Source organism: Pseudarthrobacter sp. 1C304 (assembly GCF_052245515.1).
GTDB lineage: Bacteria > Actinomycetota > Actinomycetes > Actinomycetales > Micrococcaceae > Arthrobacter.
In genome coordinates, this window is record NZ_JBQQCH010000007.1 from 153,857 (window position 1) to 178,318 (window position 24,462).

Below are 24,462 nucleotides of genomic sequence, written 5' to 3' on the forward strand. Positions count from 1 at the left end.
TGATGGAAAACACGGACTTGACAGGGTCATAGTGGTGTTGCCCGTATGGTGATTCCACAGACCGCCGCTAGAAAGGTTTTCTGTGACCCCGTCTTCCGCGAAGAAGGAACCCGCCGACCAGGCCGTATTGTCGCCCGAGGAAAAGAAGGCTGCGACCAGCGCCAAGCGCGCTGCCACGCGTGCTGCCAACAAGGCTGTCAAAGACGCTGCTTTGGCCGAAGGTGACGACACCGCATCGGCAGTCGCCAAGCCTGAACCCAAAAAGCGCGGCCCCAAGCCTGGCGCCAAGGCCGCGGCAGAAGCCGCCGGCAAAGCCGCGACCGGTGACGACGAAGCCGACGACGACATCGAGGTTGACCTCGACGACGCCATCGTGGACGCCGTAGAGATCGGTGATGACGGCGAGGAGGTGCCGGGCAAGGCCGCAGCAGCCGCCACCGGCTCCGGTTTCGTCTACTCCGACGCCGACGACGACGACGCACCCGTCCAGCAGGTGATGTCCGCCGGCGCCACCGCCGACCCCGTCAAGGACTACCTGAAGCAGATCGGCAAGGTCGCCCTGCTGAACGCCGAGCAGGAAGTCGACCTCGCCCTGCGGATCGAGGCCGGCCTCTTCGCCGAGGAGAAGATCGCCGCTGACGACGGGTCCATGGATCCGAAGCTCAAGCGCGAACTCGAATTCGTCATCCACGACGGCAAGCGCGCCAAGAACCACCTGCTCGAGGCCAACCTTCGCCTCGTCGTCTCGCTGGCCAAGCGCTACACCGGCCGCGGCATGCTCTTCCTGGACCTCATCCAGGAAGGCAACCTGGGCCTGATCCGTGCGGTCGAGAAGTTCGACTACACCAAGGGCTTCAAGTTCTCCACCTACGCCACCTGGTGGATCCGCCAGGCCATCACCCGCGCCATGGCCGACCAGGCCCGCACCATCCGCATCCCGGTGCACATGGTGGAAGTCATCAACAAGCTTGCCCGCGTGCAGCGCCAGATGCTCCAGGACCTCGGCCGGGAACCCACCCCGGAAGAGCTGGCCCTCGAACTGGACATGACGCCGGAAAAGGTCGTCGAGGTCCAGAAGTACGGCCGCGAACCGATCTCGCTGCACACCCCGCTCGGCGAGGACGGCGACTCCGAATTCGGCGACCTCATCGAGGACTCCGAAGCCGTCGTTCCGGCCGACGCCGTGAGCTTCACCCTGCTGCAGGAACAGCTTCACTCGGTCCTGGACACGCTCTCGGAGCGCGAAGCCGGCGTGGTCGCCATGCGGTTCGGCCTGACCGACGGACAGCCGAAGACTTTAGACGAAATCGGCAAGGTCTACGGCGTCACGCGTGAGCGCATCCGCCAGATCGAATCCAAGACCATGTCCAAGCTGCGGCACCCGTCGCGCTCCCAGGTCCTCCGGGACTATCTGGACTAGGCAGAACCAACACCATGCGGGGTCATTCCCGGCCCGTCCCTCAGGAACGGCCGGGAGTGGCCCTGCATTGTTTGCGGCTGTCGTCCGCGGTCAACGTTGGCCCCCACAACGCCGGCTTAAAGCAAAACGGGCCCCCTCCGAATTCGGAGGGGGCCCGTTCTTGTGTGGTCTAGTCGGCCGGAACCGGCGGCTTCTCGTGCAGACGAGCGGTCTCGTCATGCCAGTCGGAGCTCAGCGGCCGGAGCGTCGGTTCTACGGCACGGGCATGGTGGCCGCAGAAAAGAAGCTCACCCCCGGAGGCGCCGAGAACAACCCGGACATACGCCTGTGCTCCGCAACGATCGCACCGGTCGACGGTGGTGAGTGTGCGGTCCGCAACTGCTGTTGTCATGTTCGGCCTCCTTGGTAGATCGGTATACCTATATAACCAGCATTCGCAGCGAAACCATGGCTGGGATGGCCCACTTTCGCTGTGCGCGTATCACGTCTCGGTAACGGGTCCGGGCGGGCGGGGCCGCGGGGGAGTGGCGGCGCGCCGCAGCCCGGCACTCCGACTACCCTAGGAAGAGCGCCAAAAAGCTGTCCCCGTCCCGCAACGACGGTCCCGTTCCTGAAGGAGTTTCCGCCCCGTGGCACCAAGTTCTGATTACACCGCCCGGCATCTCTCCGTGCTGGAGGGCCTCGAAGCCGTCCGCAAGCGCCCGGGCATGTACATCGGTTCCACGGACTCCCGCGGCCTGATGCATTGCCTCTGGGAAATCATCGACAACTCCGTCGATGAGGCCCTGGCCGGTTTCGGCCACGACATCAAGGTCATCCTGCACGCGGACAACTCCGTGGAGATCCACGACGACGGCCGCGGCGTCCCGGTGGACATCGAACCGAAGACCGGGCTGAGCGGCGTCGAGGTCGTTTTCACCAAACTCCACGCCGGCGGCAAGTTTGGCGGCGGCTCCTACACCGCCTCGGGCGGACTGCATGGCGTGGGCGCCTCGGTGGTCAACGCCCTGTCGGCCCGCCTCGACGTCGAAGTCGACCGCGGCGGCAAGACGTACGGGATGAGCTTCCGGCGGGGTGAGCCCGGCCGCTTCAAGGATGCCGGCTCCCGGCCGAACCCGGCGTCGGCCTTCTCGCCCTTCGTTGACGGCTCCGTCCTGGACGTGGTGGGCAAGGCCAAGCGCGGCGTGACGGGCACCCGGATCCGCTACTGGGCGGACCGGCAGATCTTCACCCCTGATGCGAAGTTCTCTTACGACGAGCTGGCCGCCCGTGCCCGGCAGACCTCCTTCCTGGTCCCAGGCCTGAAAATCACCGTCCGCGACGAGCGCCGGCTCGCCGGCACCCCGGGCGAGTCCGGACCGCACGAGGAAGTGTTCCACCACGACGGCGGCATCTCCGAGTTCGTCGAGTTCCTCGCCGCCGACCCCGCCGTCACGGATGTCTGGCGTCTGCACGGCGCCGGCAAGTTCAAGGAAACCGTGCCGGTCCTCGACGACAAGGGCCACAGCCACCTCACCGAAGTCGAGCGTGACTGCGAGGTGGACGTCGCGCTCCGCTGGGGCATCGGCTACGACAGCACGGTCCGTTCCTTCGTCAACATCATCTCCACCCCCAAGGGCGGCACCCACCAGGCTGGATTCGAGCAGGCGCTCCTGAAGACCTTCCGCAAAGCGGTTGAAACCAACGCCCGCAAGCTCAAGGCCGGCAACGACAAGATCGAAAAAGACGACATCTTCGCGGGGCTCACGGCCGTCCTGACCGTCCGGCTCGCGGAACCGCAGTTCGAAGGCCAGACCAAGGAGATCCTGGGCACCTCCGCCGTGCGGGCCATCGTGGCCAAGGTGGTGGAGCAGGAGATCAACGCGAAGCTCACCTCGTCCAACCGCAACGACAAGGCCCAGTCGGCGCTGCTGCTGGAAAAGGTCGTCAGCGAGATGAAGTCACGCATCTCTGCGCGCGTCCACAAGGAGACCCAGCGCCGCAAGAACGCCCTCGAGACCTCCTCCATGCCCACCAAGCTCGCCGACTGCCGCACCGACGACGTCGTGCGCTCCGAACTGTTCATCGTCGAAGGTGACTCCGCGCTCGGCACGGCCAAGCTGGCACGCTCGTCCGACTTCCAGGCGCTGCTGCCCATCCGCGGCAAGATCCTGAACGTCCAGAAAGCCTCCGTGGGCGACATGCTCTCCAACGCCGAGTGCGCGGCCCTGATCCAGGTGGTGGGCGCGGGCTCCGGCCGGAGCTTCGACATCGGCGCGGCCCGGTACGGGAAAGTCATCCTGATGACCGACGCCGACGTCGACGGTGCCCACATCCGGACGCTCCTGCTGACGCTGTTCTTCCGCTACATGCGCCCGATGATCGAGGAGGGCCGCGTCTTCGCTGCCGTTCCGCCGCTGCACCGGGTGGAGGTCATCAACGCCGGGCAGAAAGCCAACGAGATGATCTACACGTACTCGGAGGGGGAACTGCACGTCCTGCTGGCCCGGCTCGCCAAGGAAGGCAAGCGCTACAAGGAGCCGATCCAGCGCTACAAGGGCCTGGGTGAGATGGATGCGGAGCAGCTGGCGGAGACCACCATGGACCCGCGGCACCGCACCCTGCGCAAGGTGGGCATCGAGAACGCCAAGCAGGCCGAGGAGACCTTTGACCTGCTGATGGGCTCCGACGTCGCGCCCCGGAAGGACTTCATCATCGCCGGGGCCGCCAGCCTGGACCGGGACCGCATCGACGCCTGACACCCGACGCCTGACACCCGACGACCGGCTGCGGATCCGGCCCGGCGGTGCGGATTATCCAAACAAGCGCCGGCCGGCGCCAGTGCCAAAATACCCTCACACCGGGGATGCCTCCTTCCGATAGTGTCGTCTCACGGCCCCGGGCAATGACGCCCGGGGCCGGATTCCGCAGAAAATCAGGAGACCCCTATGAGGCAAACTCGGAATATCCAGCGCGCGGCCATCGCCGCGACGATCGGCCTGGCGGTCAGCTTCGCACCGCCCGCCGTTGCAGCAACCGGAACCAGCTCCACGGCCCTGCGCGACGCAGTGTCCGCCGGCACCGTCATGACCCACCTCAACGCCCTCCAGGACATCGCGGATGCCAACGGCGGCAACCGCGCGGCGGACAGCCCGGGCTATGCGGCCTCGCTCGATTACGTCGAGGAACTGCTCGACGCTGCCGGCTACACAACAGAGCGGCAGGCGTTCAGCTACGACCGCTACGACTTCACGTCGGCGTCCCTGGAGCGCGTATCACCGTCTCCGGAAACCTACACCTACGGAACCGGCTTCCTGGACATGTCCTACTCGGGTTCCGGGGACGTCACCGCACCCCTGACCGCCGTGGACCTCAACCTGGCCGGCGACCGCGCCTCCACCAGCGGCTGCGAAGCGGCAGACTTCGCCGGCTTCGCAGCGGGAAACATCGCCCTCATCCAGCGCGGCACCTGCAGCTTCCGGATCAAGGCGGACAACGCCGCAGCCGCCGGAGCCGCGGGGGTGATCATCTTCAACCAGGGCAACGTGGTCGAGGGGGATGACCGCCTGGGCCTGTTCGGCGGCACCCTGGACCTGCCGCAGGCCGCCATCCCGGTGGTCAGCACCAGCTACGCCACCGGAGCCCAGCTCGCCGGGCTCAGCAGCGTCGTGATGCACCTGGCCGTCGACGCCGGCGTGAGCCGGATCGACTCCTACAACCTCCTGGCCGACACCCCCGTTGGCCGGACCGACCGCACCGTGGTGGTGGGCGCGCACCTGGACTCCGTGGCCGAAGGCCCCGGCATCAACGACAACGGCTCCGGTTCAGCAGCCATCCTCGAGACGGCACTCCAGATGGCCGAGCTGGAGATCCAGCCGACCAACCGGGTCAGGTTCGCGTTCTGGGGAGGCGAGGAGGACGGGCTGATCGGGTCCGAGTACTACGTCTCCCAGCTGTCTGCCCGCCAGCTCAAGGACCACGCCGTCAACCTCAACTTCGACATGGTGGGGTCGCCCAACTTCGTCCGCTACGTCTACGACGGCGACGGCTCCGCGTTCGGTGAAAAGGGACCCAACGGCTCCGCGCTGGTGGAGAAGGTCTTCCTGGACTACTTTGCGTCCCAGAACCTGCCCGTCGCCCCCACGGCATTCGACGGACGGTCCGACTACTTCGGCTTCATCAACAACGGTATTCCGGCCGGCGGATTGTTCACCGGCGCGGAGGATCTGAAGACGGCAGAAGAGGCGGCGGTCTTCGGCGGCACCGCGGGCGCACCCCTGGACCCGTGCTACCACGCTGCCTGCGACACCATCAATAACGTCAACACCACCGTGCTGGAGGAGATGTCAGACGCCATCGCCCACGCCACCCTGACCTTCGCCATGACCACCTCAGCGGTCAACGGCACGGGCAAGGGCAACGGGACCGGCAACGTGGACCTTGAGTACAAGGCCAACAAGCTGCTCAAGTAGCTTCAGGCCGCACTGCCACAGGAGCCGGGCCGCTCTGCCTCCGGGCGGGGCGGCCCGGCCTCCGTGCGGGAGCATCCACCCGGGCCGCCGATCCGGGGCGCGGGTCCGGGCCGCCGTGCCGGGGCGGGTTCAGCCCAGCAGGCCGGGAACGATCAGCAGGGCCGTGGGAACCGCCAGCAGGAGCACGCAGGCCGCCAGCACTGCGGCGCGCACGGGCTCCGGAAGGGGAGGCTGCGGGGAGAGCAGGCGGCTGACGCGGGACGCCGTCGTCCGGGCCGACCCGGCGCCGCCGGCGGCACCCGGCTGGCCGGACTCGACGTCGGACAGTTCCGGTTCGCCGAACGCCATGCGGGCGCCGGACATGCCGGGGGAGCCGCTGGCCACAATCGCGATCGCCTTGATGAGCGTGGCCCGGCTCCCGGTCTTCAGCGCGACGTCGTCGGCCAGCATCTCGATCAGCGAGCTGACCGCCTCCTGCGACAGCCGCGTGGTGGGAAGCCACGGCAGCGCCTGCCGCCAGGCCGCGAAGGCCCAGAGCAGCAGGTGGTGGCGCTGGTCCAGGTGGGCGTTTTCATGGTTCAGCACGGCGCGCAGCTCGTCCGGTTCCAGCGCCGCCATCAGCCCGTCGGAGAGGACAGTGACCGAGCGGGCGCCGCCCGGCAGGCAATACGCGACGGGCGAATCGACGTTGATCACCATGGTCTGCGGCCCGTCTGCGGACGGGGAGGCGAGCAACGCCAGCAGCTCGCGGTGCCTCCGCCGCTGGCGCTGGATCTTGTAGTAGGTCAGCAGCAGGGTGAACACCAGGTGGGCCGTCAGCAGCGCCGCGGCCGAAAGCGCAAAGATGTGCCAGAAGCCCAGCGCCGTTGTGGGGGCGTTGTTGAACACCATGCCGGCCAGGGCCCGCAGGCCGGCCAGCAGGTTGTCGCCCACGGGCTCCAGGCCGTAGACCAACATGGCGCCGATCATGGACAAGCCGCCGGCCAGAGCGATGGTCTGCCACAGGAGCATGGCCGTGAACGGCGAACGCGCGGGCCACTGGGCACGGGAAAGGAGGATAGGCACCGGCCAGGCCAGTGCTATCGCCAGGACCGCCAGAAACCATGAGGTCCAGAACATGGGGCGCTAGTTGAGCCCCAGTAGCTTGCGCAGCGTTTCTGCCTCGGTGTCGGTGACGGACCCAATGAAGCGGGCCAGGACCGCTTCGCGGTCCGGTGCGGACCCCAGGACCTCGTGCATCAGTTCGGCCGTGTGGTCCTCGCGGCTGGAGACCGCCTGGTAGCGGTGCGGGCGCGTGCCGCGTTCCCGCTCCACAAGGCCCTTGCGCTCCAGCCGGGAGAGCACCGTCAGCACCGTCGTGACGGCCAGGTCCTTGCCCTCGTGCCCCGCGGCGCCGTTTTCAGCGCGCGTGTTCTGCGCGAGCATGTCCCGCAGGGTGTTCGCTGTTGCAGCCTCATGGCCTGCCCAGAGCAGGTCCATCACTGCCCGTTCGAGTTCGCCGAGACTCGCCATTCCGTACGTCCTTCGTGAGGGCCGCCCGGCGCATCGACTCTGCCGGGCGGTCGTTAGATACTTCTGCAATAAATTTACCGTGTTTTGCGCAGAGTTTCTACATGAGGTAGAACTGCCCGGCCCTGGCGTGTCGGGCAGTCCATTGCGGGCGTCCGCCACGCGTGGGAGCCTGAAGTGCAGGAGACCATCAATGTGTTCTACACTCTGTAGAAGAAGCTTTCTACGTGACGTAGAAATTGTTTGCCGAGCAAAGTAGGGACTGCCTTGGACGCCTTGGAAATCGCACGCTGGCAATTCGGAATCACCACCGTCTACCACTTCATGATGGTGCCGCTCACCATCGGCCTGGGCCTGGTGGTAGCCGTGATCCAGACCATGTGGTACCGCACCGGCAGGCCGGAATACCTCCGGATGACCAAGTTCTGGGGCAAGCTCTTTCTGATCAACTTCATCATGGGCGTCGCCACGGGCATCGTGCAGGAGTTCCAGTTCGGCATGGCCTGGAGCGAGTACAGCCGGTTTGTCGGCGACGTGTTCGGGGCTCCGCTGGCCATGGAGGCGCTGCTGGCGTTCTTCGTGGAGTCCACCTTCCTGGGCCTGTGGATCTTCGGCTGGAAGCAGCTCAAGCCTGCCGTCCACCTGGCCTGCCTCTGGATCGCCGTGATCGGCTCGGTCTTCTCCGCCTACTTCATCATCGTCGCGAACAGCTGGATGCAGCACCCGGTCGGCGTCGAGATGATCGACGGCCGGCCCGTGATGACGGACGCCTGGGCGGTCTTTACCAACAACACCGCCCTGGTGGCCGTCCCGCACACCATCTTCGGCGCCCTCGCCGTCGCCGGCGCCTTCCTGCTGGGCATCGCCTGGTACCACCTGTGGCGCCGCCGCCACGACGGGATCGACACGATCGGCGCGGACGGCAAGGTCATCCCCGGCGAGTCCGCCATCCCGGGCCGGGACCGCACCGACCACGCCGTCTGGATCCGCTCGCTCCGGATCGGGGCCGTCGTCGCCATGATCTCCTTCGCCGGGACCGCCATCACCGGTGACCTGCAGGGCAAACTCATGTTCGAACAGCAGCCCATGAAGATGGCGGCGGCCGAAGCGGCCTGCCACGACGGCACCGGCTTCTCCATCCTGAGCATCGGCAACCTCGGCACCAAGAACTGCGACGACATCGTGGCCGTCATCGAGGTCCCCGGCATCCTGTCCTTCCTCGCTAAGGGGGACTTCACCACCGAGGTCAAGGGCGTCAACAGCCTCATTGACCAGTACAAGGCCGACTACGGCACGCACCTGCCGGACAACCCCATCTACGGGGAGCGGGCCGGGCAGGAAATCCAGTACGTTCCGGTCATGGAGGTCACCTACTGGGGCTTCCGGATGATGATCGGCTTCGGCGGGCTGGCGGCCGTCGCGGCCCTGGCGGCCCTGTGGCTGGCCCGGAAGGGAACTGTTCCCGCGTCGCGCGGCCTCATGCGCCTCGCCGTGTTCGGCATCCTGGCTCCGTTCGGGGCCAACGCCGCCGGCTGGATCTTCACCGAGATGGGCCGGCAGCCGTTCGTCGTCGCCCCCAACCCGGACCCCAGCGGCATCGACCAGGTATTTATGTTCACGGCCGCGGCCGTCTCTCCCGGCGTCTCGGCCGGCGAGCTCCTGACGTCCCTGGTGGTGCTCACGGCCGTGTACGCGGTGTTGCTGGTGGTCGAGGTCAAGCTGCTGGTCAAGTACATCCGCGGCGGGGTGGCGGCTGCCATGCCCGAACTCGCGCACGCCCCGGTCGATGAGAACGAGGATGCCACCCCCAAGGGCGGCGGTCCCGGCAAGCCCGGCGACGACGTCCTCGCCTTCGCCTACTAAGCCGCCGCTCCCACAAGAAAACGCAGAGGATACTCAGCATGGAACTGCTTCCCACCATCTGGTTCATCGCCATCGCGGTGCTGTGGACGGGCTATCTCTTTCTCGAGGGCTTCGACCTCGGTGTCGGCATGCTGATGAAGGGCTTCGCCCGGAACAACACCGAACGCCGCGTGCTGCTCAACACGATCGGCCCGGTCTGGGACGGCAACGAGGTCTGGCTCCTGACCGCGGGCGGCGCCACCTTCGCGGCCTTCCCCCTCTGGTACGCCTCTCTGTTCTCGGCCCTCTACCTGCCGCTGCTGCTGGTCCTCGTCGCCCTCATCTTCCGCGCCGTGGCCTTTGAATACCGCGGCAAGGTGGACAACCCGCGGTGGCGTGCCCGCTGGGACTGGGCCATCTCCCTCGGCTCCCTCGTGGCGGCCTTCGGCGTGGGAGCCGCGCTGGGGCTGACCACCACGGGACTGCCGCTGAACGCCAACGGCGACCGCGAAGGCGGCCCCTTCGCGTGGTTCAGCGCCTACGCAGTACTGGGCGGCCTCGCCGTCGTCGGATTCTCGCTGCTGCACGGCCTCGCCTTCCTGGCACTGAAGACGGACGGCGACGTCCGGCACCGGGCCCGCCAGTGGTTCGTCAGGCTCCTGCCTGTACTCCTGCTGCCGATCGCCGGCTGGGCCGTCAGCCTGCAGCTGCTCAGCGGGGAGGCATGGACCGTGGCAGCCGTCGCCGCCGCCGTCGTGGCCGCCGTCCTGGCCTGGAACTTCGCCCGCACGGGAGCCGAGGGCCGCGCCTTCATGTCCCTGGGGACATTCCTGCTGCTCGGCAGCGCCTCGATCTTCGGCGCAGCCTTCCCCGTGGTGCTGCCGTCCACCCTGAACCCCGGGTTCAACCTGACGGTTTCCAACGCCTCGTCCTCGGACTACACCCTGGGGCTCATGACGGTGGTCGCCTGCATCGGGCTGCCGCTGGTCCTCGCCTACCAGGCATGGACCTACTGGGTCTTCCGGCGGCGCGTGAGCGGGGACCACATCCCCGAGGCCCACAGCTTCCTCCCCGCCATCGCCGCCAAAGCCCTGGTACCCAAGGACCAGCCCTGATGAGACCGCAGTTCCCCGACGGCCCGGCGAACCGCGCCGCCCTCTACCTCCTGGGCCTGCTCGCTGCCCTGAAGGCACTGTCCCTGGTGCTGATGGCGCAGGCCGTTGCGTCCATGCTTGCGGGACTGATGGCCGGGGACCCCGGCTGGACCGCGCAGCTGTACTGGGGCGCCGCGGGAGTGGTGCTGCGCTCGATCACCGTCTGGGCGCAGGCCGTGGCGTCGCGCCGGGCGGCGCTGGGCGTGAAGGAGGAGCTCCGGTCGCGCCTCCTCGAGCGCGCGCTGCGCAACGGCGCCCGGTCCGCCGGTCCTGCCGACGGGGGCCTGGCCATCCTCGCGACCCGGGGGCTGGACGCCCTGGACAACTACTACACCCAGTTCCTGCCCGCCCTGGTGAACTGCGCCGTGATCCCGCTGCTCCTAGGCGCCCGCATCCTCTACGCCGACTGGATCAGCGCCGCCGTGATTGTGCTGACCGTCCCGCTGGTGCCGCTCTTTATGGTCCTGATCGGCCGCTACACCGAAGACCGGGTCCGGGAGGCGCAGTCCGCCCTCTCGCGCCTCTCCGGCCACATGCTGGAACTCGCCAAGGGGCTGCCGGTCCTGGTGGGGCTGGGCCGCGCCGCCGCCCAGCGCAAGGCCCTCGAAGACCTCTCCGAGGAATACCGGCACCGGACCATGGGAACCCTGCGGACGGCTTTCCTCTCCGCCCTGGCACTGGAACTCATCGCAACGATCTCCGTGGCCGTCGTCGCGGTCTTCATTGGCGTCCGGCTGGTCCACGGAGACATGGCCCTCGAAGCCGGGCTGCTGGCCCTGATCCTCGCCCCCGACTGCTACTTGCCGCTCCGTGAGCTCGGCACCGCCCACCACGCCAGTGACGAAGGCCGTGCCGCGCTCGCCGAAACCACCGACGTCCTCGATTCGCCCGAGTCCGTGCCGCTGCAACCGGCCGCTCCTGCTGGTGCGTCGGACGCAGTGACTTCCGGCCCGCCCGCCGTGGCCGTGACGGGACTGACCGTCCGTTACGGCGGCCGGTCCGGTGCCGCCGTCGGGCCGCTGAGCTTCACCGCGGCCCCGGGCCGGATCACCGCGCTCGACGGGCCCAGCGGCGCCGGCAAGAGCACTGTGCTGGGTGTCCTCGCCGGAACCATTGGGAGCGGCGGCGCCGCGGACCGGCAGACGGCCGTCAGCGGACGGCTGGAAGGATTTACGACGGCGGACCTCGCCTGGGTGCCGCAGCACCCGGTGATGGTCGCGCCCACCGTGCTGGCGGAAGTCCGGCTCTACCTCGGGTCCGCGCCGGAACCGGCCCAGCGCCCTGCCGCGTCCGCTGACGCCGCTGACGCCGACGCCGAGACCGACCGCGCCGCCGACGCCGCCGCCCTGCGCTGCCTGGCAGCCTGCGCCGCCGAGCACCTCGCCGCCAGACATCCCGCCGAACTGAGCCCGGGGGAGCTGCGCCGCGTGGCCTTGGCCCGCGGCCTGGCCCGGATCGAAGCGGGAGCCACGGTGTTGCTCCTCGATGAACCCACCGCCCACCTGGACCGCGAATCCGCCACCGCCGTCAGCGACGCCATCACCGGGCTCCGCGGCAAGGTCACCGTCCTGCTGGTGGCCCACGACCGGCAGACCCGGGAACTGGCCGACCAGCTCGTCGCAGTGGCACCGGGCGCCGCGGCCCCGGCCCTCACCGGCACCGCCGCTGCCACAGCCGTCTCCGCTGCCGCTGCCTCCAGCCCCGCCCGGGCGGCAGCCCCGGCAGAAACGCCGGAACCCCGGACGGCCCCCCGGGCCCCGGCCCTCTCCGTCGCCGGGCCGGATGAGCCCCTCGCGGCAGGCACGGCAGACCCGAGCGTGCCCCACGCCGAGGGTTACTACCGGGGCGCGTCCACGGCAGCCCGGCTCCGCCGCCTGCTCGCACCAGTCGGCGGGAAATTCACCGCCGCCGGCGCCGTCGGCACGTTGGCGGCCCTCTTCGCCGTCGCACTGGCCGGGCTGTCCGGATGGCTGATCATCCGCGCCAGCGAGCAGCCGCCCATTCTGTACCTGCTCACCGCGATCGTCGGCGTCCGTTTCTTCGGGATCGGCCGGGCGGCCCTGCGCTACCTCGAACGCCTCCTGCTGCACGACGCCGTCTTCTCCGCCCTGACCCGGCTCCGCGGCAGGCTCTGGGAATCGCTGAGCCGCCGCGCCCTCTCGCTGCGCCGGCTGCTGCAGGGCGGGAATGTCCTGGGCACCGTGGTGGACGACGTCGACACGGTCCGGGAGCTGCTGCCCCGCGTGGTCCTGCCGCCGCTGACGTCCGTGGCCGTCGGAGCCGCCGCCGTCATCAGCACCGCCCTGCTGCTGCCCGCAGCGCTTCCTGCCGTCATCGCGGCCGCGCTGGTGAGCCTCCTGGCGGCCCCCGCCCTGGCGCTGGCGGCGGACCGGATGTCGGCCGGTACCGAACAGAGGCTGCGTTCCGGCGTCCTCCGCCAGGTCGCGGCCGCCCTCGACGCCCGCGCCGAGCTCCACGCCAACAGCGTCTCCGCCCCGGTGCTGGCCGCCATCACCGGTGCCGACCGCTCCGCAACCTCAGCCTCCCAGCGCTCGGCGTGGGCCGAAGGGCTGGGCCAGGGGCTGACCGTCCTCGCCTGCGGTACCGCCGCCCTGGCCAGCGCTGTGCTGGCCGCCCCGCTGGCGCTCAGCGGAGCCGTGGAACCCGCGACGGTCGCGGTGGTGGTGCTGCTGCAGCTGGCGCTCGTGGAACCCTACGCCGCCATCACGACGGCGGTCCGCCAGTACCCGGCCCTGCGGTCGGTGCTGCGGCGCATCGGTGAAGCCGGCGTCCTGGACGGCCCGGGCGACAGCGATGGTACAGGCACCAACGCCGACAGCAGTGAAGACGCCGCCGGCGGCCTCGTCCCCGTGGCCGGCCGGCCCGGCGGTGCACCCGGGATTGAACTCCGGAACCTGGCCGCCGCGTGGCCCGGCGGCCCCGCGGTCTTCACCGGGTTGTCCGCCGCCGCGGCGCCCGGGCGCTGGCTCGCCGTCACCGGGGCCTCCGGGTCCGGCAAATCGACGCTGCTCGCGGTCATCCTGGGTTTCCTTCCGGCAGCACGCGGCCAGATCCTCCTCACCGGGCGTGCGGCCTGGTGCCCGCAGGAGGCGCACCTCTTCGACTCGACCATCCGCGGCAACCTGCTGCTGGGCCTTCCGGACAGCAGCCGCGGGGCCGACACGGACCCGCGGATCCGGCAAGCCCTGGCCGCAGTGGGCCTGGGACCGCTGATCGGGCGGCTGGAGCATGGCCTGGACACGCGGATCGGACCCGGCGGGGCTTTCCTCAGCGGTGGAGAACGGCAGCGCCTCGCCGTCGCCCGCACCCTCCTGACCGGGGCGGACGTGATCCTGCTGGACGAACCCACGGCGCATCTGGACGCAGAGTCCGGCCGGGCGCTGATCGCCGAGCTCCGGCACGGCCTGCGGGACCGCACCGTGGTCATTGTGACGCACAACCCGGACGACATTTCCCCAGAGGACGCCCGGCTGGACCTGGACCGTGCCGCGGCCGCGGCACGGCCGGCGGAGCCCCCGGCCTTGCTGGCGCGGGGGTAGGCCGGACGTTAGCCTGTTCCCATGAACGGACACGCCGACGCAGATCCGCTGGCCAGCCTGGACCCCCGCCTGACGTGGCGGGCCGCGGACACCGGGGACCTGGACGCCTGGGCCGGGCTCATCGCCCGGACCGCCGCCGTCGAACAGCCCGTCTGGTTTGAACGCCGGGCCGACCTCGAACAGATCCTCGAGTCAAAAAAGAACCCGGCTGCCGCCAACACCATCCTCGGTTTCGACGCGCAGGGCGTGGCCCGGGCCTACGGCCGGATCACGAAGAACCCCGACGGCGACAAGGCCATCGGATATGGCTGCGTCGAGCCTGAGTGGCAGGGCACCGGCGTCGGTACCGGGCTGCTGGGCTGGATGGAGGAGAGGACCCGGCAGCGCTTTGCCGGTGACGGGGCTCCGGTGCCGGCCAGGCTGCGGTTCCATATGGAGCAGCAGCACACGCACCAGGCCGCCCTGTTCCGGGACGCCGGCTACCGGATTGTCCGCTACTACAACGAGATGCACCGGCCGCTCAAGGACGGGTTTCCCGAGCCGGTGCTGGCCGACGGGCTGGAAATCGTGGGCTTCGGGCCGGAGCTGCACGAACCCGTGCGGCTGGCGCACAACGAGGCCTTCCGGGACCACTGGGGCAGCGAGCCCCGGGACGAGGAGGGCTGGGGCTTTGTGGTGAACGACCCGCTGGCCCGCCCGGACCTGAGCGCCGTCGTCGTGGAGCAGGCCACCGGGAACGTGGCCGGGTACCAGCTGGCGAGCTACGACGAGGTCAGCGCCGCGTCGCGGGGCTACAAGGAGGGCTACACGGACCTGCTGGGCGTGCGCCGCGAGTTCCGCGGCCGCGGGGTGGCGCAGGCCCTGCTGGCCGATGCTATGCGCCGCTTTGCCGCCGCCGGTATGGACAAAGCCTCGCTCGACGTCGACTCGGAGAACCCCACCGGGGCGCTGGCCCTCTACCGCAAGATGGGCTACGTCGCCGTCAACAGCAGCATGGCGTGGGACAAGGAACTGTAGTCAGCAGTGCACGCGCTATCCGTCCACATCGTGGAGGTGGTGGACAACGTCGTGCAGGAAATACTGCGCGAACGTCAGCACTGTGAACTCCGACCCGTTGCTGCGGGTGCCCTTGCGGCCCCACTGGTCCTCCGGGATGCGCCCGAACGACGCGGCGATCAGCTCGCCTTCGGTGGTCAACTCGGTGCTCACCCGCGACGGGTCGGCGTTGGCATAGTCCAGTTCGACCGCCGAGAGGTCCTGGTCCCAGTCCTCGAAGCGGGCGTCGTCCTCGGTCATCATCAGGCTGAGCCGGTGGTCGAACAGCGTGAACACGTCGCGGACGTGGCAGGCGTATTCGAGGACCGACCAGGTGTTCTCATCCGGGCGTTCGGCCGCGTCCGGCCGGCGCAGTGCCGCCCGCCAGCGCGGCAGCATGTTGGCCAGCTTCCCCGGCACGGTGGCCGGCGTGCAGCCCCGGACGTCGAAACCGCATTCCTGGCAGGGCCGCTGCAGGACCCAGGTCCAGTCCTTGGTATCCGGGATGATAGGCATGCCAGAAGTCTAAGCGGAAACCAGCCGCCGAAGCCCGGATGCGGCGCGGCGCCCCGGCGGGCCTAGGCGTCGGTCCCGGGTGCCGTCGGCCAGGCCATGCTCGGGCCGATCGCGTCAATGGCCTGGGAGAGCGGGATGCCGGAGCCGTCGCGCCGCCCGTGTTCCCCGGGCAGGGACCGGGCCACACCGGCCAGGGAGGATGCCTTCGCGGGTCCGTGGCCGGCCCAGGCGAGCAGCAGCGTGTCCTCGCCCTTGAGGAAGCGGTGCGCCCGAACGCCCGCGGTGGCGCGGCCCTTGGCGGGGTATTCGGCGAGGGCCGTGACCTTGGCTGCCCCCGGTGCTGTGCCGGGCAGCGCACCCTCGGTGCCGGCGATGGTCACCACCACAGCGTCAGGATCAGCCGGGCTGGCGGCGCCGAAGAACATCACGCGGTCCCCGGCGGCGAGCTTGATGCCGGCCATGCCGCCGGCGGTCCGGCCCTGCGGGCGGACGGCCGAGGCGGGGAAGCGCAGCAGCTGCGACTGCCGGGTCACGAAGACGAGGTCGACGTCCTCGGAACCCGCGGGAGCGACGCCCACCACGGTGTCCTTGTCCTTGAGCGCAATGACGTCCCAGTCCTCGCGGTTCAGCGGATAGTCGGGCTGGACCCGCTTGACCACGCCCTGGGCGGTGCCGATGGCCAGCACCTCATCCAGCGGTGCGAACGCCACCAGCGATTCGCCCTTGAGCAGCGTGATGAAGTCCTTGGCCGGCACCCCGCCGGCCAGGTTCGGCGTGCCCGACGTCGGCGGCAGCACCGGCATGTCCATCACCTGGAGCCGCAGCATGCGGCCCTGCGAGGTGACGGCGGCGATCTCGCCGCGCGCCGACGTCTTGATCACGGAGGTGAACACGTCGTGCCTGGCGCGGGGGCCGGACTCGGCGAGGCTGTCCTGGTTGGCGGTGCGCGCGATCTGGCCGGACGCTGTCAGGATCGCCCAGCAGGGGTCATCCGCGATCTCGAGCGCCAGCGGGGCTGCCCTGCCCTTGGTGCCCGGCGCGGCCGTGAGGGCGGCCACGGTGGGGGAGACCGCCTCTGACTCGAGCAGCACGGTGCGGCGCGGGGTGCCGTACTTCTCGGCGACCTCGGCCAGTTCGGCCGAGACCAGGGCGCGGAGCCGCTCGCTGGAACCGAGGATGGCTTCGAGTTCAGCGATCTCGCGGCGCAGCTCGTCCTGTTCCTTCTCCAGCTCGATCCGGGAGTACTTGGTCAGCTGCCGGAGCCGGAGCTCCAGGATGTAGTTGGCCTGGATCTCGGAGAGGTCGTAGATGGACATCAGCCGGGTCCGGGCCGCGGCCGCCTCATCCGAGGAACGGATGATCTGGATGACCTCGTCGATGTCCATGATCGCCACCAGGAGGCCCTCCACCAGGTGCAGGCGGTCCTTCTTCTTGCCGAGGCGGAAAACGGTGCGGCGGCGGACGACGTCGATCCGGTGCTCCACGTAGACCGAGAGCAGCTGCAGCAGCCCGAGGGTCTGCGGCTGGCCGTCCACGAGGGTGACGTTGTTGATGCCGAAGGAGTCTTCCATCGGCGAGTAGCGGTAGAGCTGCTGGAGCACGGCGTTGGGGTTGAAGCCGTTCTTCAGCTCGATCACGAGGCGCAGGCCGTGCTTGCGGTCCGTAAGGTCCACAATGTCGCTGATCCCGGTCAGCTTCTTGCCGTTGACGGCGTCCTTGATCTTCTCGATCACCTTCTCCGGGCCCACCATGTACGGCAGTTCCGTGACCACCAGGCCGGTGCGCCGCGCCGAGAGCTGCTCCACCTCCACCTTGGCGCGCGTCTTGAACGAGCCGCGGCCGGTGGCGTACGCGTCGCGGATCCCGTCCAGGCCCACGATCCGCCCGCCCGTGGGCAGGTCCGGGCCGGGGACGAACTTCATGATGTCCTCAAGCGTGGCGTCAGGGTGCTCGATCAGGTGCCGCGCGGCGGAGATCACCTCCACCAGGTTGTGCGGGGCCATGTTCGTGGCCATGCCGACGGCGATGCCGGTGGCGCCGTTGACCAGCAGGTTCGGGAATGCGGCCGGCAGCACGTCCGGCTGGGTCAGCTGGTTGTCGTAGTTGGGGACGAAATCGACCACGTCCTCGTCGAGGTGGTCCGTCAGGGTCAGCGCCGCGGCCGCAAGGCGCGCCTCGGTGTACCGCGGAGCCGCGGGTCCGTCGTCGAGCGAGCCGAAGTTACCGTGCCCGTCGATCAGCGGCAGCCGCAGCGAGAAGTCCTGCGCCATGCGCACCATCGCGTCGTAGATCGCCGTGTCGCCGTGCGGGTGCAGCTTGCCCATGACCTCGCCCACCACACGGGCGCTCTTGACGTGCCCGCGGTCCGGGCGGAGGCCCATCTCACTCATCATGTAGAGGATGCGCCGCTGCACCGGTTTCAGCCCGTCGCGGGCGTCCGGAAGCGCCCGCGAGTAGATCACCGAATAGGCGTACTCGAGGAACGATCCTTCCATCTCCGACGTGACGTCGATGTCGACGATGTTCTCTGTGAATGTTCCTGCGGAATCCTTGCTGGATTCCCCTGCCGGGGACGGGGTTTGGCGGCGTGCCATGGGGCTGGTGGGTCCTTCTGAGGGGTGCTGAACGTGTGCTGGGCACGTTTATGACTAGGCTAAGCCTATGGTGGATCAGCCCGCGGACGGTGTATATCCGGAATATTGGGAAGCCGATGTTGTCCTGCGCGACGGCGGGACGGCGCATCTGCGCCCGATCCACCCGTCCGACGCGGACGCGGTGCAGGCCTTCCACGGCGGCCAGTCGCAGAAGTCCATCTACATGCGCTTCTTCGCCTTCAAATCCAAGCTCTCCGCCAAGGAACTCAAACGGTTCACCGAGGTGGACTACAAGGACCGGGTGGCGCTGGTCATCACCATCGGCGGCGACATCATCGGCATCGGCCGCTACGACCGGCTCGACGACCCCGAAGAGGCCGAAGTCGCGTTCAACATCGCCGACGCGCACCAGGGCCGCGGCATTGGATCCATCCTGCTCGAACACCTGGCCGCCGCCGCCCGGGAAAACGGGATCCGCAAGTTCAGCGCCGAGGTCCTCCCGGAGAACCGGAAGATGCTCATGGTGTTCTCCGACGCCGGGTACGACGTCAAACGCCACTTCGACGACGGTGTGGTCAGCCTTGAGTTCAACATCGACCCCACGGACAAATCCCGCGCCGTGATGGAGTCCCGGGAACACCGCGCGGAGGCCCGCAGCATCCAGGAGCTGCTGGCACCGTCCTCCGTGGCCGTGATCGGGGCCAGCCGCAAATGGGGGACTGTGGGCTACCAGCTGCTGGAGCACATCATCGAGGGGGGCTTCACCGGGCCCGTCTATGCGATCAACCCGGAGGCGTTCGAGCTCGCCGGCATGCTGTCCTTCGCGCGGCTCTCCGAGGTACCGGGCCCCGTCAACCTCGCCATCATCGCCGTTCCCTACGCCGAGGTCCCCAAGGTCGTGGAGGAATGCGGTGCCGCCGGGGTCAAGGGGATCGTAGTGGCCACGGCAGGCTACGCGGACGACGGCGAACGCGGCCTCGCGCGGCAGCGTGAACTTGTGCGGCAGGCCCGCGCCAACGGCATGCGGGTGATCGGCCCGGCGTCGCTGGGCATCATGAACACCAACCCGGCCGTGTCCCTTAACGCCTCGATGGCGCCCTCGCTCGGCCGCCGCGGCGGCCTCGGCCTGTTCAGCCAGTCGGCGGCGATCGGCGTCTCCCTCTACGCGGCCTCCAGCCGGCGCCGCGTCGGGATCTCCACGTTCCTCTCGGCCGGCAACCGTGCCGACGTCTCCGGCAACGACATGATGCAGTTCTGGGAGGACGACGCCGACACGACCGCCGTCGGGCTCTACCTGGAATCGATCGGCAACCCCCGCAAATTTTCCCGCCTGGCCCGGCGCCTGGCCCGGACGAAGCCGGTCATCGTCGCCAAATCCGACGCCTTGGGCCTGCCCCCGGGCCACGCCGTCCAGACCACCCAAGCGCCGCCGGAGGCGCTCGACGCCATGATGCGCCAGGCCGGCATCATCCGTGTCGAGACGATCGAACAGCTCATGGACGTCGCCCAGATCGTGTCCAGACAGCCCTTGCCGAAAGGGCCGGGGGTCGCCGTGTTCAGCAACTCCCGGGCGCTCGGCAAAGTGGTTGCCGACAGTGCGGCGGCGCAGGGGCTCGGCGTGGAACGGATCGTCGCCGACGTCGACCTCGACGCCGGGATGTCCGTGGCGCTGCCCGCCCTGCGGCACAGCCTGCAGGAAGTCCTCACCGCGGACTCCGTCCACGCCGTGGTGGTGGCGCTGCTGCCCGCGCACGGGCTCACCGTGGAGAAGATCGCCGGTGTGCTGGCTGAATGTTCGGTGGCGGCCGGCAAACCCGTGGTGGCAGCGTTCAGTGGAATCCTGGACCCGTCGATCTATGTGGAAGGAATGGTGGGCGGCGACACCGGGGCGGCCGCTGTCCCCTGCTACTCCAATCCCGGCGCGGCCGTGTCTGCCCTCGGCGCCGTGGTCCGCTACGCCCAGTGGCTGGACCGGGACCAGGGCCTGTTTGTCGAACCCGAGGGCTGCGATCCGGACGGCACACGCGACGAGCTGGAGCACCTGCTGTCCGGCGTGGGCGGCGAGCAGCTGGTCCGGCTGGCCCCGGACACGGCTGCGGCGCTGCTGGCACGCTACGGCATCAGGGTGGTCCCATCCGTCGGCTTTGAGACGGCCGAAGAGGCCGTCGCCGCCGCAAACCGGCTGGGCTGGCCGGTGGCATTGAAGACCACCGACCCGGCGCTGCGGCACCGCCTGGACCTCGGCGGGGTGCGCCTGGACATCCAGGACGCGGACTCCCTGCGGCGGAACGTGCTGGAAATGCGCAAATCGTTGCAACGCTACGGCTCGCCCTCCCTGGAGGTGCAGACCATGGCGCCCGTGGGGCAGGCCTGCACCTTCCGCGCCATCGAGGACCCGCTGCTGGGCCCGGTGATCTCCTTCGGGCTGGCCGGTGACGCCGTCAACCTGCTGGACGACTGGGCCCACCGGGTGCCGCCGCTGTCCGGCACCGATGTGCGCGACTTCATCCGGGCCCCCCGGGCCTCCCGGAAGCTGTTCGGGTACCAGGGCCTGCCGCCCGTGGATGCGGCGGCGCTGGAGGACCTCGCGGCACGGCTGACCAGGCTCAAGGACAACCACCCGGAAATCGTCCTGGTCGATTTCAACCCCGTGCTCGCCGGCCCTGACGGGGCATCCATCCTCGCCGCCGACGTCCGGATCGCGAACGCCGCCCAGCGCACCGACAGTGCCCGCCGCGCCATGCGCAGCTGACACCCGCGCGGGGCGGAAGCTGAGCGGCGCGGGCTGACAGTGTCCGCCGCCGGCGGAACCGGGACGGGGAATGGTTAGCATGTCCCCAGCCGATCTGTGAAAATGGAGACCATGAGCTTTCAGTCTCCGACACCCAGGCCCCAGGCGACCGTCACCGGACGCCCGGGCGCGCACCACAACGGCCTGCATGACCACAGTGCGCAGGGTCAAAGCCTGGAAGGGGCGCTCCAGCAGGCAGGGTTCTACCCGCGGCTGGTCGCCGACGTCGTTGCGGACGCCCTGGACGGCCGCGACTGCGTGGCCCACCTGGTGCACCTCGAGACCCACTTCGACCGCGCCGAGGTCCGCCGCCACATCACCGTGCTGGTCCTCACCGAGGACATGCTGGTCATCACCCACGTCGACGACCAGCAGCTGGACGAGGCGGGGGAGCAGACCGTTGCACAGGTCTCCACCGAGTCCGTGCCCGTCACGCAGATCGGCTCCGTGGTGCTCAGCTACGTCTACGCCCAGCCCCAGGACTACAAACCCTCGGACCCCGTCCGCGAACTGACGCTGTCCATTGCCTGGTCCGGCGGCCAGCGCCTCGACATGGGCCCGGCCAGCTGCGGTGACCCGCAGTGCGAAGCCGACCACGGCTACAGCGGCACCATCGCCCAGGAGGACATCGTGCTCCGGATCAGCGCCGAGGCGGACGGCCTGCAGGCCGTCCAGGACGCCAAGCTCTTTGCCCGCGCGCTCCGCGCCGTGAACACCGGATCCACGGCTCCGGTGCCCCACACCGGCCCCGGGCTCCCGCCCCGCCCCCGGATGGGCGTTTTCGGAAACCGCGCCAGCCGCGGCCACCAGCGCTGAAATGGCCCCGGACCGCGTGCCTGAACCCGTCTCTTCCGCCCCGGCCCTCCTGCAGGCTCCGGCCCACCGGGCCGCCGGCAGCATGCCGCCGCCCCCTGCCTTCGGCCACCGCTCCGTCGCCGAGGTCCTCACGAGCGCCGCGGCGAGCCTCGGCGTGCCCGGCTTCGACAACAGCCTTCGCCTGCCCGCGGCCAAGCGTGTGTGCGTCGTCCTCGCGGACGGGCTGGGACGGAACCTGCTGAAGCAGAAATCCGCGCACACCCCGTTCCTTCGCGCTGTGATGCAGGCAGGCCAGGGGCAGGTGCCGGTGTCCCTTGACTCGGCTTTTCCGTCCACCACCGCGGCGTCGCTGGCCAGCTTCGGCACCGGCCTCGCAGCCGGACAGCACGGCATGGTGGGGTACGACGTGCTGGACCCGGACCAGGACCGGGTGGTCAACATGCTCGGCGGCTGGGATGCCGGCGTCGACCCGCAGCAGTGGCAGCCGTTCCCCACCGTCCTTGAGCGGGCGGCGGAGCACGTGGAGGTCACCACCGTCAGCCTCCCGCAGTTCAGCGACTCCGCCATGACCCGGGCCGCCCTCCGGGGAGGCCGCTATGTCACCGCCACCACCTCGCACGCCAGGACGGCCGCCGCGGCCCAGGCCATGGCCGGGTCCGGCAGGTCGCTGATGTACTTCTACGTCAACGAACTGGACAAGGCCGGGCACCGTCACGGCTGCCAGTCGCCGCAGTGGGAGCACCAGCTCGAGGAACTCGACGCCACCGTGAAACGGCTCAGCGCCACGCTGCCGGCAGGCACCACCATCCTCCTCACCGCGGACCACGGCATGCTGGACGTGCCGGAATCCCAGCGGATCGACTACTCGGCGGACCCGGCCCTCATCGCCGGCGTGCGCCACACGGCAGGCGAACCGCGCATGGTCCACCTGTACCTGGAGGAAGGGGAGGGCGACGCCGGCCGCGAACGGCTCCTTGATGCCTGGCGGGCGCGCTTCGCCGACCGGATCTGGGCCTTCACCCGGGAGGAGGCCGCCGCAGCGGGGCTTTTCGGCGACATCCGGCCAGAGGTGGCCCCGCGGATCGGCGACGTGATGATCGCTGCGCGGGAGCAGCTGGCCTTCTACGACATCCGGCGCATCCGGCCCGCGGCCATGGAAGTGGTGGGGCAGCACGGCTCACTCACCAAAGCCGAACGCGAAGTCCCGCTGCTCTGTTTCCAGGCCGACGGCGCCAGGGCACCGCGCGCCTGACCGCGTGCTGCGGCCATGCCACCCCGGGGGTCCTGACCTGCGGAACTCCGGCCCTCCCGCTGGCGGCTAGTCGCCGCGGGCGCCAAACACGATCTCATCCCAGCTGGGAATGCTGGAACGCTTGGGCTTTGCAGGCTGCCGCTCCGGCTGCAGCGGGTCTTGGTTGTCGCGGTCGTCGCCGTGGTTCCGTGCAGCCGCGGCGCCGGACTCCCGCTGCTGCCGGCGGGTGGAACCGCCGCCCAGAAGCTCGTCCAGCCCCGGGCTGGAGGTGGACCCCTGCTGGCCGACGGGCCGCAGCTGCGACGCCGCGATGGTTATTTCCCGGGTGTCCGTGCTGACGCCGTCGTGCAGCTTCAGGGCGTCGTCCGGATCCTCGTCGTGGCGCGGGGCCAGGGTCAGCCGGGACATGATGGACGGCCTCCCGTCGCGGCGGCGTTCCCACGGGTTGGTGCCGGGACGGGAGGCCGTGTCCGCGGACTCGACGGCTGTTTCGTCACCGGGAGTTTCGTCGCCGGGAGTTTCGTCGCCGGCGGACTGTTCGCCGCCGGGTTCCCCGCTGCTAGGTTCCACGCTGCTAGGTTCCCCGCTGTGGGCGGGAGCTTCCGCGAGCACCTCCGAGGGCCTGGGGTGGGCTGCGGGGACACCGTTGGTCAGCAGCTTCGCGAGGGCGTCGTCGGCGTCTTCGTCCACGCCCAGGCGCTGCCCGCGGCGGGAACGGAGCATGTCGAGCAGGCCGTCGGACTCCTGGTCGTGCTGCCCGTGCAGCTGCTGAACCACCTGGAGCTGGGAGGTCGCCGTGCGCGCGGCGGCCTCGGCATCGGTTTCGAAGTCGAAGGGCCGGTCCGTGACGGCGGTGAGCCGCCGGGCGGGGACAGGGCCGTCAAGGGGTTCCAGCTCGCTGAGCTGCTGTGCCCAGCGGTTCGCGTTCTGCAGCGATCTCCGGGACGGGCTGAACGTCCACATGGCGGGAGGTTCCTCGCCGATGCCTGCCGGGCCGCCTGCCTTGGCCTCAAAGCGGGCCACCACGGTCCAGCTGCCGTCCGGGCGCCGCCAGGAGTCCCACTCCACGGTGGACGACTCAATCCCGTGCGCGCTCAACCGGTGGGCCACCATCTCGCCGAGCGAGGCCGGCTGGTCGCCGAAGACAGAGCGGTAGACGTCGTGGCCGGGGGCGGGTGCGGCGACCTCCACCTTGCGGGCCTGCTGGGCGACGTACTCGCGCTCGGCGAGGACCGGGCCCTCGTAGCGCTGCACCTTCGCCAGCGGAATTCCGGAAAGCTCCGCCACTTCTGCCGCCGTCGAGCCGGCGCGGATGCGCGCCTGGATGTCCCGCGGGGACATGGCAATCGGGGCAGCGGCCGCAACGGACGCGGCTGCCGCTTTGGACATCGTCCGGCTGGCTGCAACCCGCAGTGCTTCGTCGATTGGCAACTGGAACATCGCGCCGCCGGTGCCGCTCAACAGGAGATGCTCCCCGTCGTCGTGGACGCCTACAAGCCGTAGATCCTGCATACAATCCTCC

At 69.5% G+C, this 24,462-nt stretch carries 16 protein-coding genes; 10 read left to right on the forward strand and 6 right to left on the reverse strand.

The window, feature by feature from the left end:
• Positions 1-82 precede the first annotated feature (82 nt).
• Positions 83-1,420, forward strand: a complete 1,338-nt coding sequence (locus tag ACTWQD_RS14055; protein ID WP_443196732.1) for an RNA polymerase sigma factor — start codon at positions 83-85, stop codon at positions 1,418-1,420.
• Positions 1,421-1,589: 169 nt separating this feature from the next.
• On the opposite strand, the gene ACTWQD_RS14060 is transcribed toward ACTWQD_RS14055, so the two are convergent.
• On the reverse strand, positions 1,590-1,811 hold the full coding sequence (locus tag ACTWQD_RS14060) for a DUF7455 domain-containing protein (protein WP_443196733.1): 222 nt from the start codon (positions 1,809-1,811) through the stop codon (positions 1,590-1,592).
• Positions 1,812-2,049: 238 nt separating this feature from the next.
• Here ACTWQD_RS14060 and ACTWQD_RS14065 point away from each other — a divergent pair, with 238 nt between their 5' ends.
• On the forward strand, positions 2,050-4,158 hold the full coding sequence (locus ACTWQD_RS14065; protein ID WP_443196734.1) for a DNA gyrase/topoisomerase IV subunit B: 2,109 nt from the start codon (positions 2,050-2,052) through the stop codon (positions 4,156-4,158).
• Positions 4,159-4,347: 189 nt separating this feature from the next.
• A complete protein-coding gene (locus tag ACTWQD_RS14070; protein WP_443196735.1) occupies positions 4,348-5,871 on the forward strand; it encodes a M20/M25/M40 family metallo-hydrolase in 1,524 nt (507 codons plus the stop codon).
• 129 nt (positions 5,872-6,000) lie between these two features.
• Here the strand turns inward: ACTWQD_RS14070 and ACTWQD_RS14075 are convergent, their stop codons facing one another.
• Positions 6,001-6,990 carry a M56 family metallopeptidase gene (locus tag ACTWQD_RS14075; protein ID WP_443196736.1) on the reverse strand — a complete coding sequence of 330 codons (990 nt, stop codon included), beginning with the start codon at positions 6,988-6,990 and terminating at the stop codon, positions 6,001-6,003.
• A gap of 6 nt (positions 6,991-6,996) precedes the next feature.
• Complete coding sequence (locus tag ACTWQD_RS14080) at positions 6,997-7,383, reverse strand: BlaI/MecI/CopY family transcriptional regulator (RefSeq protein ID WP_443196737.1); 387 nt, start codon at positions 7,381-7,383, stop codon at positions 6,997-6,999.
• Between the two features lie 264 nt (positions 7,384-7,647).
• Here ACTWQD_RS14080 and ACTWQD_RS14085 point away from each other — a divergent pair, with 264 nt between their 5' ends.
• From ACTWQD_RS14085 to ACTWQD_RS14100, 4 genes are read left to right on the forward strand one after another with little or no spacing between them, the layout of a single operon-like run.
• A complete protein-coding gene (locus ACTWQD_RS14085) occupies positions 7,648-9,243 on the forward strand; it encodes a cytochrome ubiquinol oxidase subunit I (RefSeq protein ID WP_443196738.1) in 1,596 nt (531 codons plus the stop codon).
• A 38-nt stretch (positions 9,244-9,281) separates the two neighbouring features.
• Positions 9,282-10,337, forward strand: a complete 1,056-nt coding sequence (gene cydB / locus ACTWQD_RS14090) for a cytochrome d ubiquinol oxidase subunit II (protein WP_443196739.1) — start codon at positions 9,282-9,284, stop codon at positions 10,335-10,337.
• Positions 10,337-13,936 (forward strand): thiol reductant ABC exporter subunit CydD, encoded by a 3,600-nt coding sequence (gene cydD, locus ACTWQD_RS14095; RefSeq protein WP_443196740.1) that lies wholly within the window; start codon positions 10,337-10,339, stop codon positions 13,934-13,936. The genes cydB and cydD overlap by 1 nt, the downstream gene beginning before the upstream one ends.
• A gap of 21 nt (positions 13,937-13,957) precedes the next feature.
• Positions 13,958-14,953: a GNAT family N-acetyltransferase gene (locus ACTWQD_RS14100; RefSeq protein ID WP_443196741.1), complete on the forward strand. Its 996-nt coding sequence runs from the start codon at positions 13,958-13,960 to the stop codon at positions 14,951-14,953.
• A gap of 15 nt (positions 14,954-14,968) precedes the next feature.
• Here ACTWQD_RS14100 and ACTWQD_RS14105 read toward each other — a convergent pair whose 3' ends face one another.
• On the reverse strand, positions 14,969-15,487 hold the full coding sequence (locus tag ACTWQD_RS14105; protein ID WP_443196742.1) for a DinB family protein: 519 nt from the start codon (positions 15,485-15,487) through the stop codon (positions 14,969-14,971).
• A gap of 62 nt (positions 15,488-15,549) precedes the next feature.
• Positions 15,550-18,081: a DNA gyrase/topoisomerase IV subunit A gene (locus ACTWQD_RS14110; protein ID WP_443196743.1), complete on the reverse strand. Its 2,532-nt coding sequence runs from the start codon at positions 18,079-18,081 to the stop codon at positions 15,550-15,552.
• Between the two features lie 67 nt (positions 18,082-18,148).
• Here ACTWQD_RS14110 and ACTWQD_RS14115 point away from each other — a divergent pair, with 67 nt between their 5' ends.
• The 3 genes from ACTWQD_RS14115 (at position 18,149) to ACTWQD_RS14125 (ending at position 22,940) form a co-directional block, all read left to right on the forward strand.
• Positions 18,149-20,833, forward strand: a complete 2,685-nt coding sequence (locus tag ACTWQD_RS14115; protein ID WP_443196744.1) for a bifunctional acetate--CoA ligase family protein/GNAT family N-acetyltransferase — start codon at positions 18,149-18,151, stop codon at positions 20,831-20,833.
• A 111-nt stretch (positions 20,834-20,944) separates the two neighbouring features.
• On the forward strand, positions 20,945-21,688 hold the full coding sequence (locus ACTWQD_RS14120) for a DUF5998 family protein (protein WP_443196745.1): 744 nt from the start codon (positions 20,945-20,947) through the stop codon (positions 21,686-21,688).
• A 1-nt stretch (position 21,689) separates the two neighbouring features.
• A complete protein-coding gene (locus ACTWQD_RS14125) occupies positions 21,690-22,940 on the forward strand; it encodes an alkaline phosphatase family protein (protein WP_443196746.1) in 1,251 nt (416 codons plus the stop codon).
• Positions 22,941-23,006: 66 nt separating this feature from the next.
• Here the strand turns inward: ACTWQD_RS14125 and sepH are convergent, their stop codons facing one another.
• Entirely contained in the window at positions 23,007-24,452 is a 1,446-nt protein-coding gene (gene sepH / locus ACTWQD_RS14130) for a septation protein SepH (RefSeq protein WP_443196747.1), read from the reverse strand.
• Positions 24,453-24,462 lie beyond the last annotated feature (10 nt).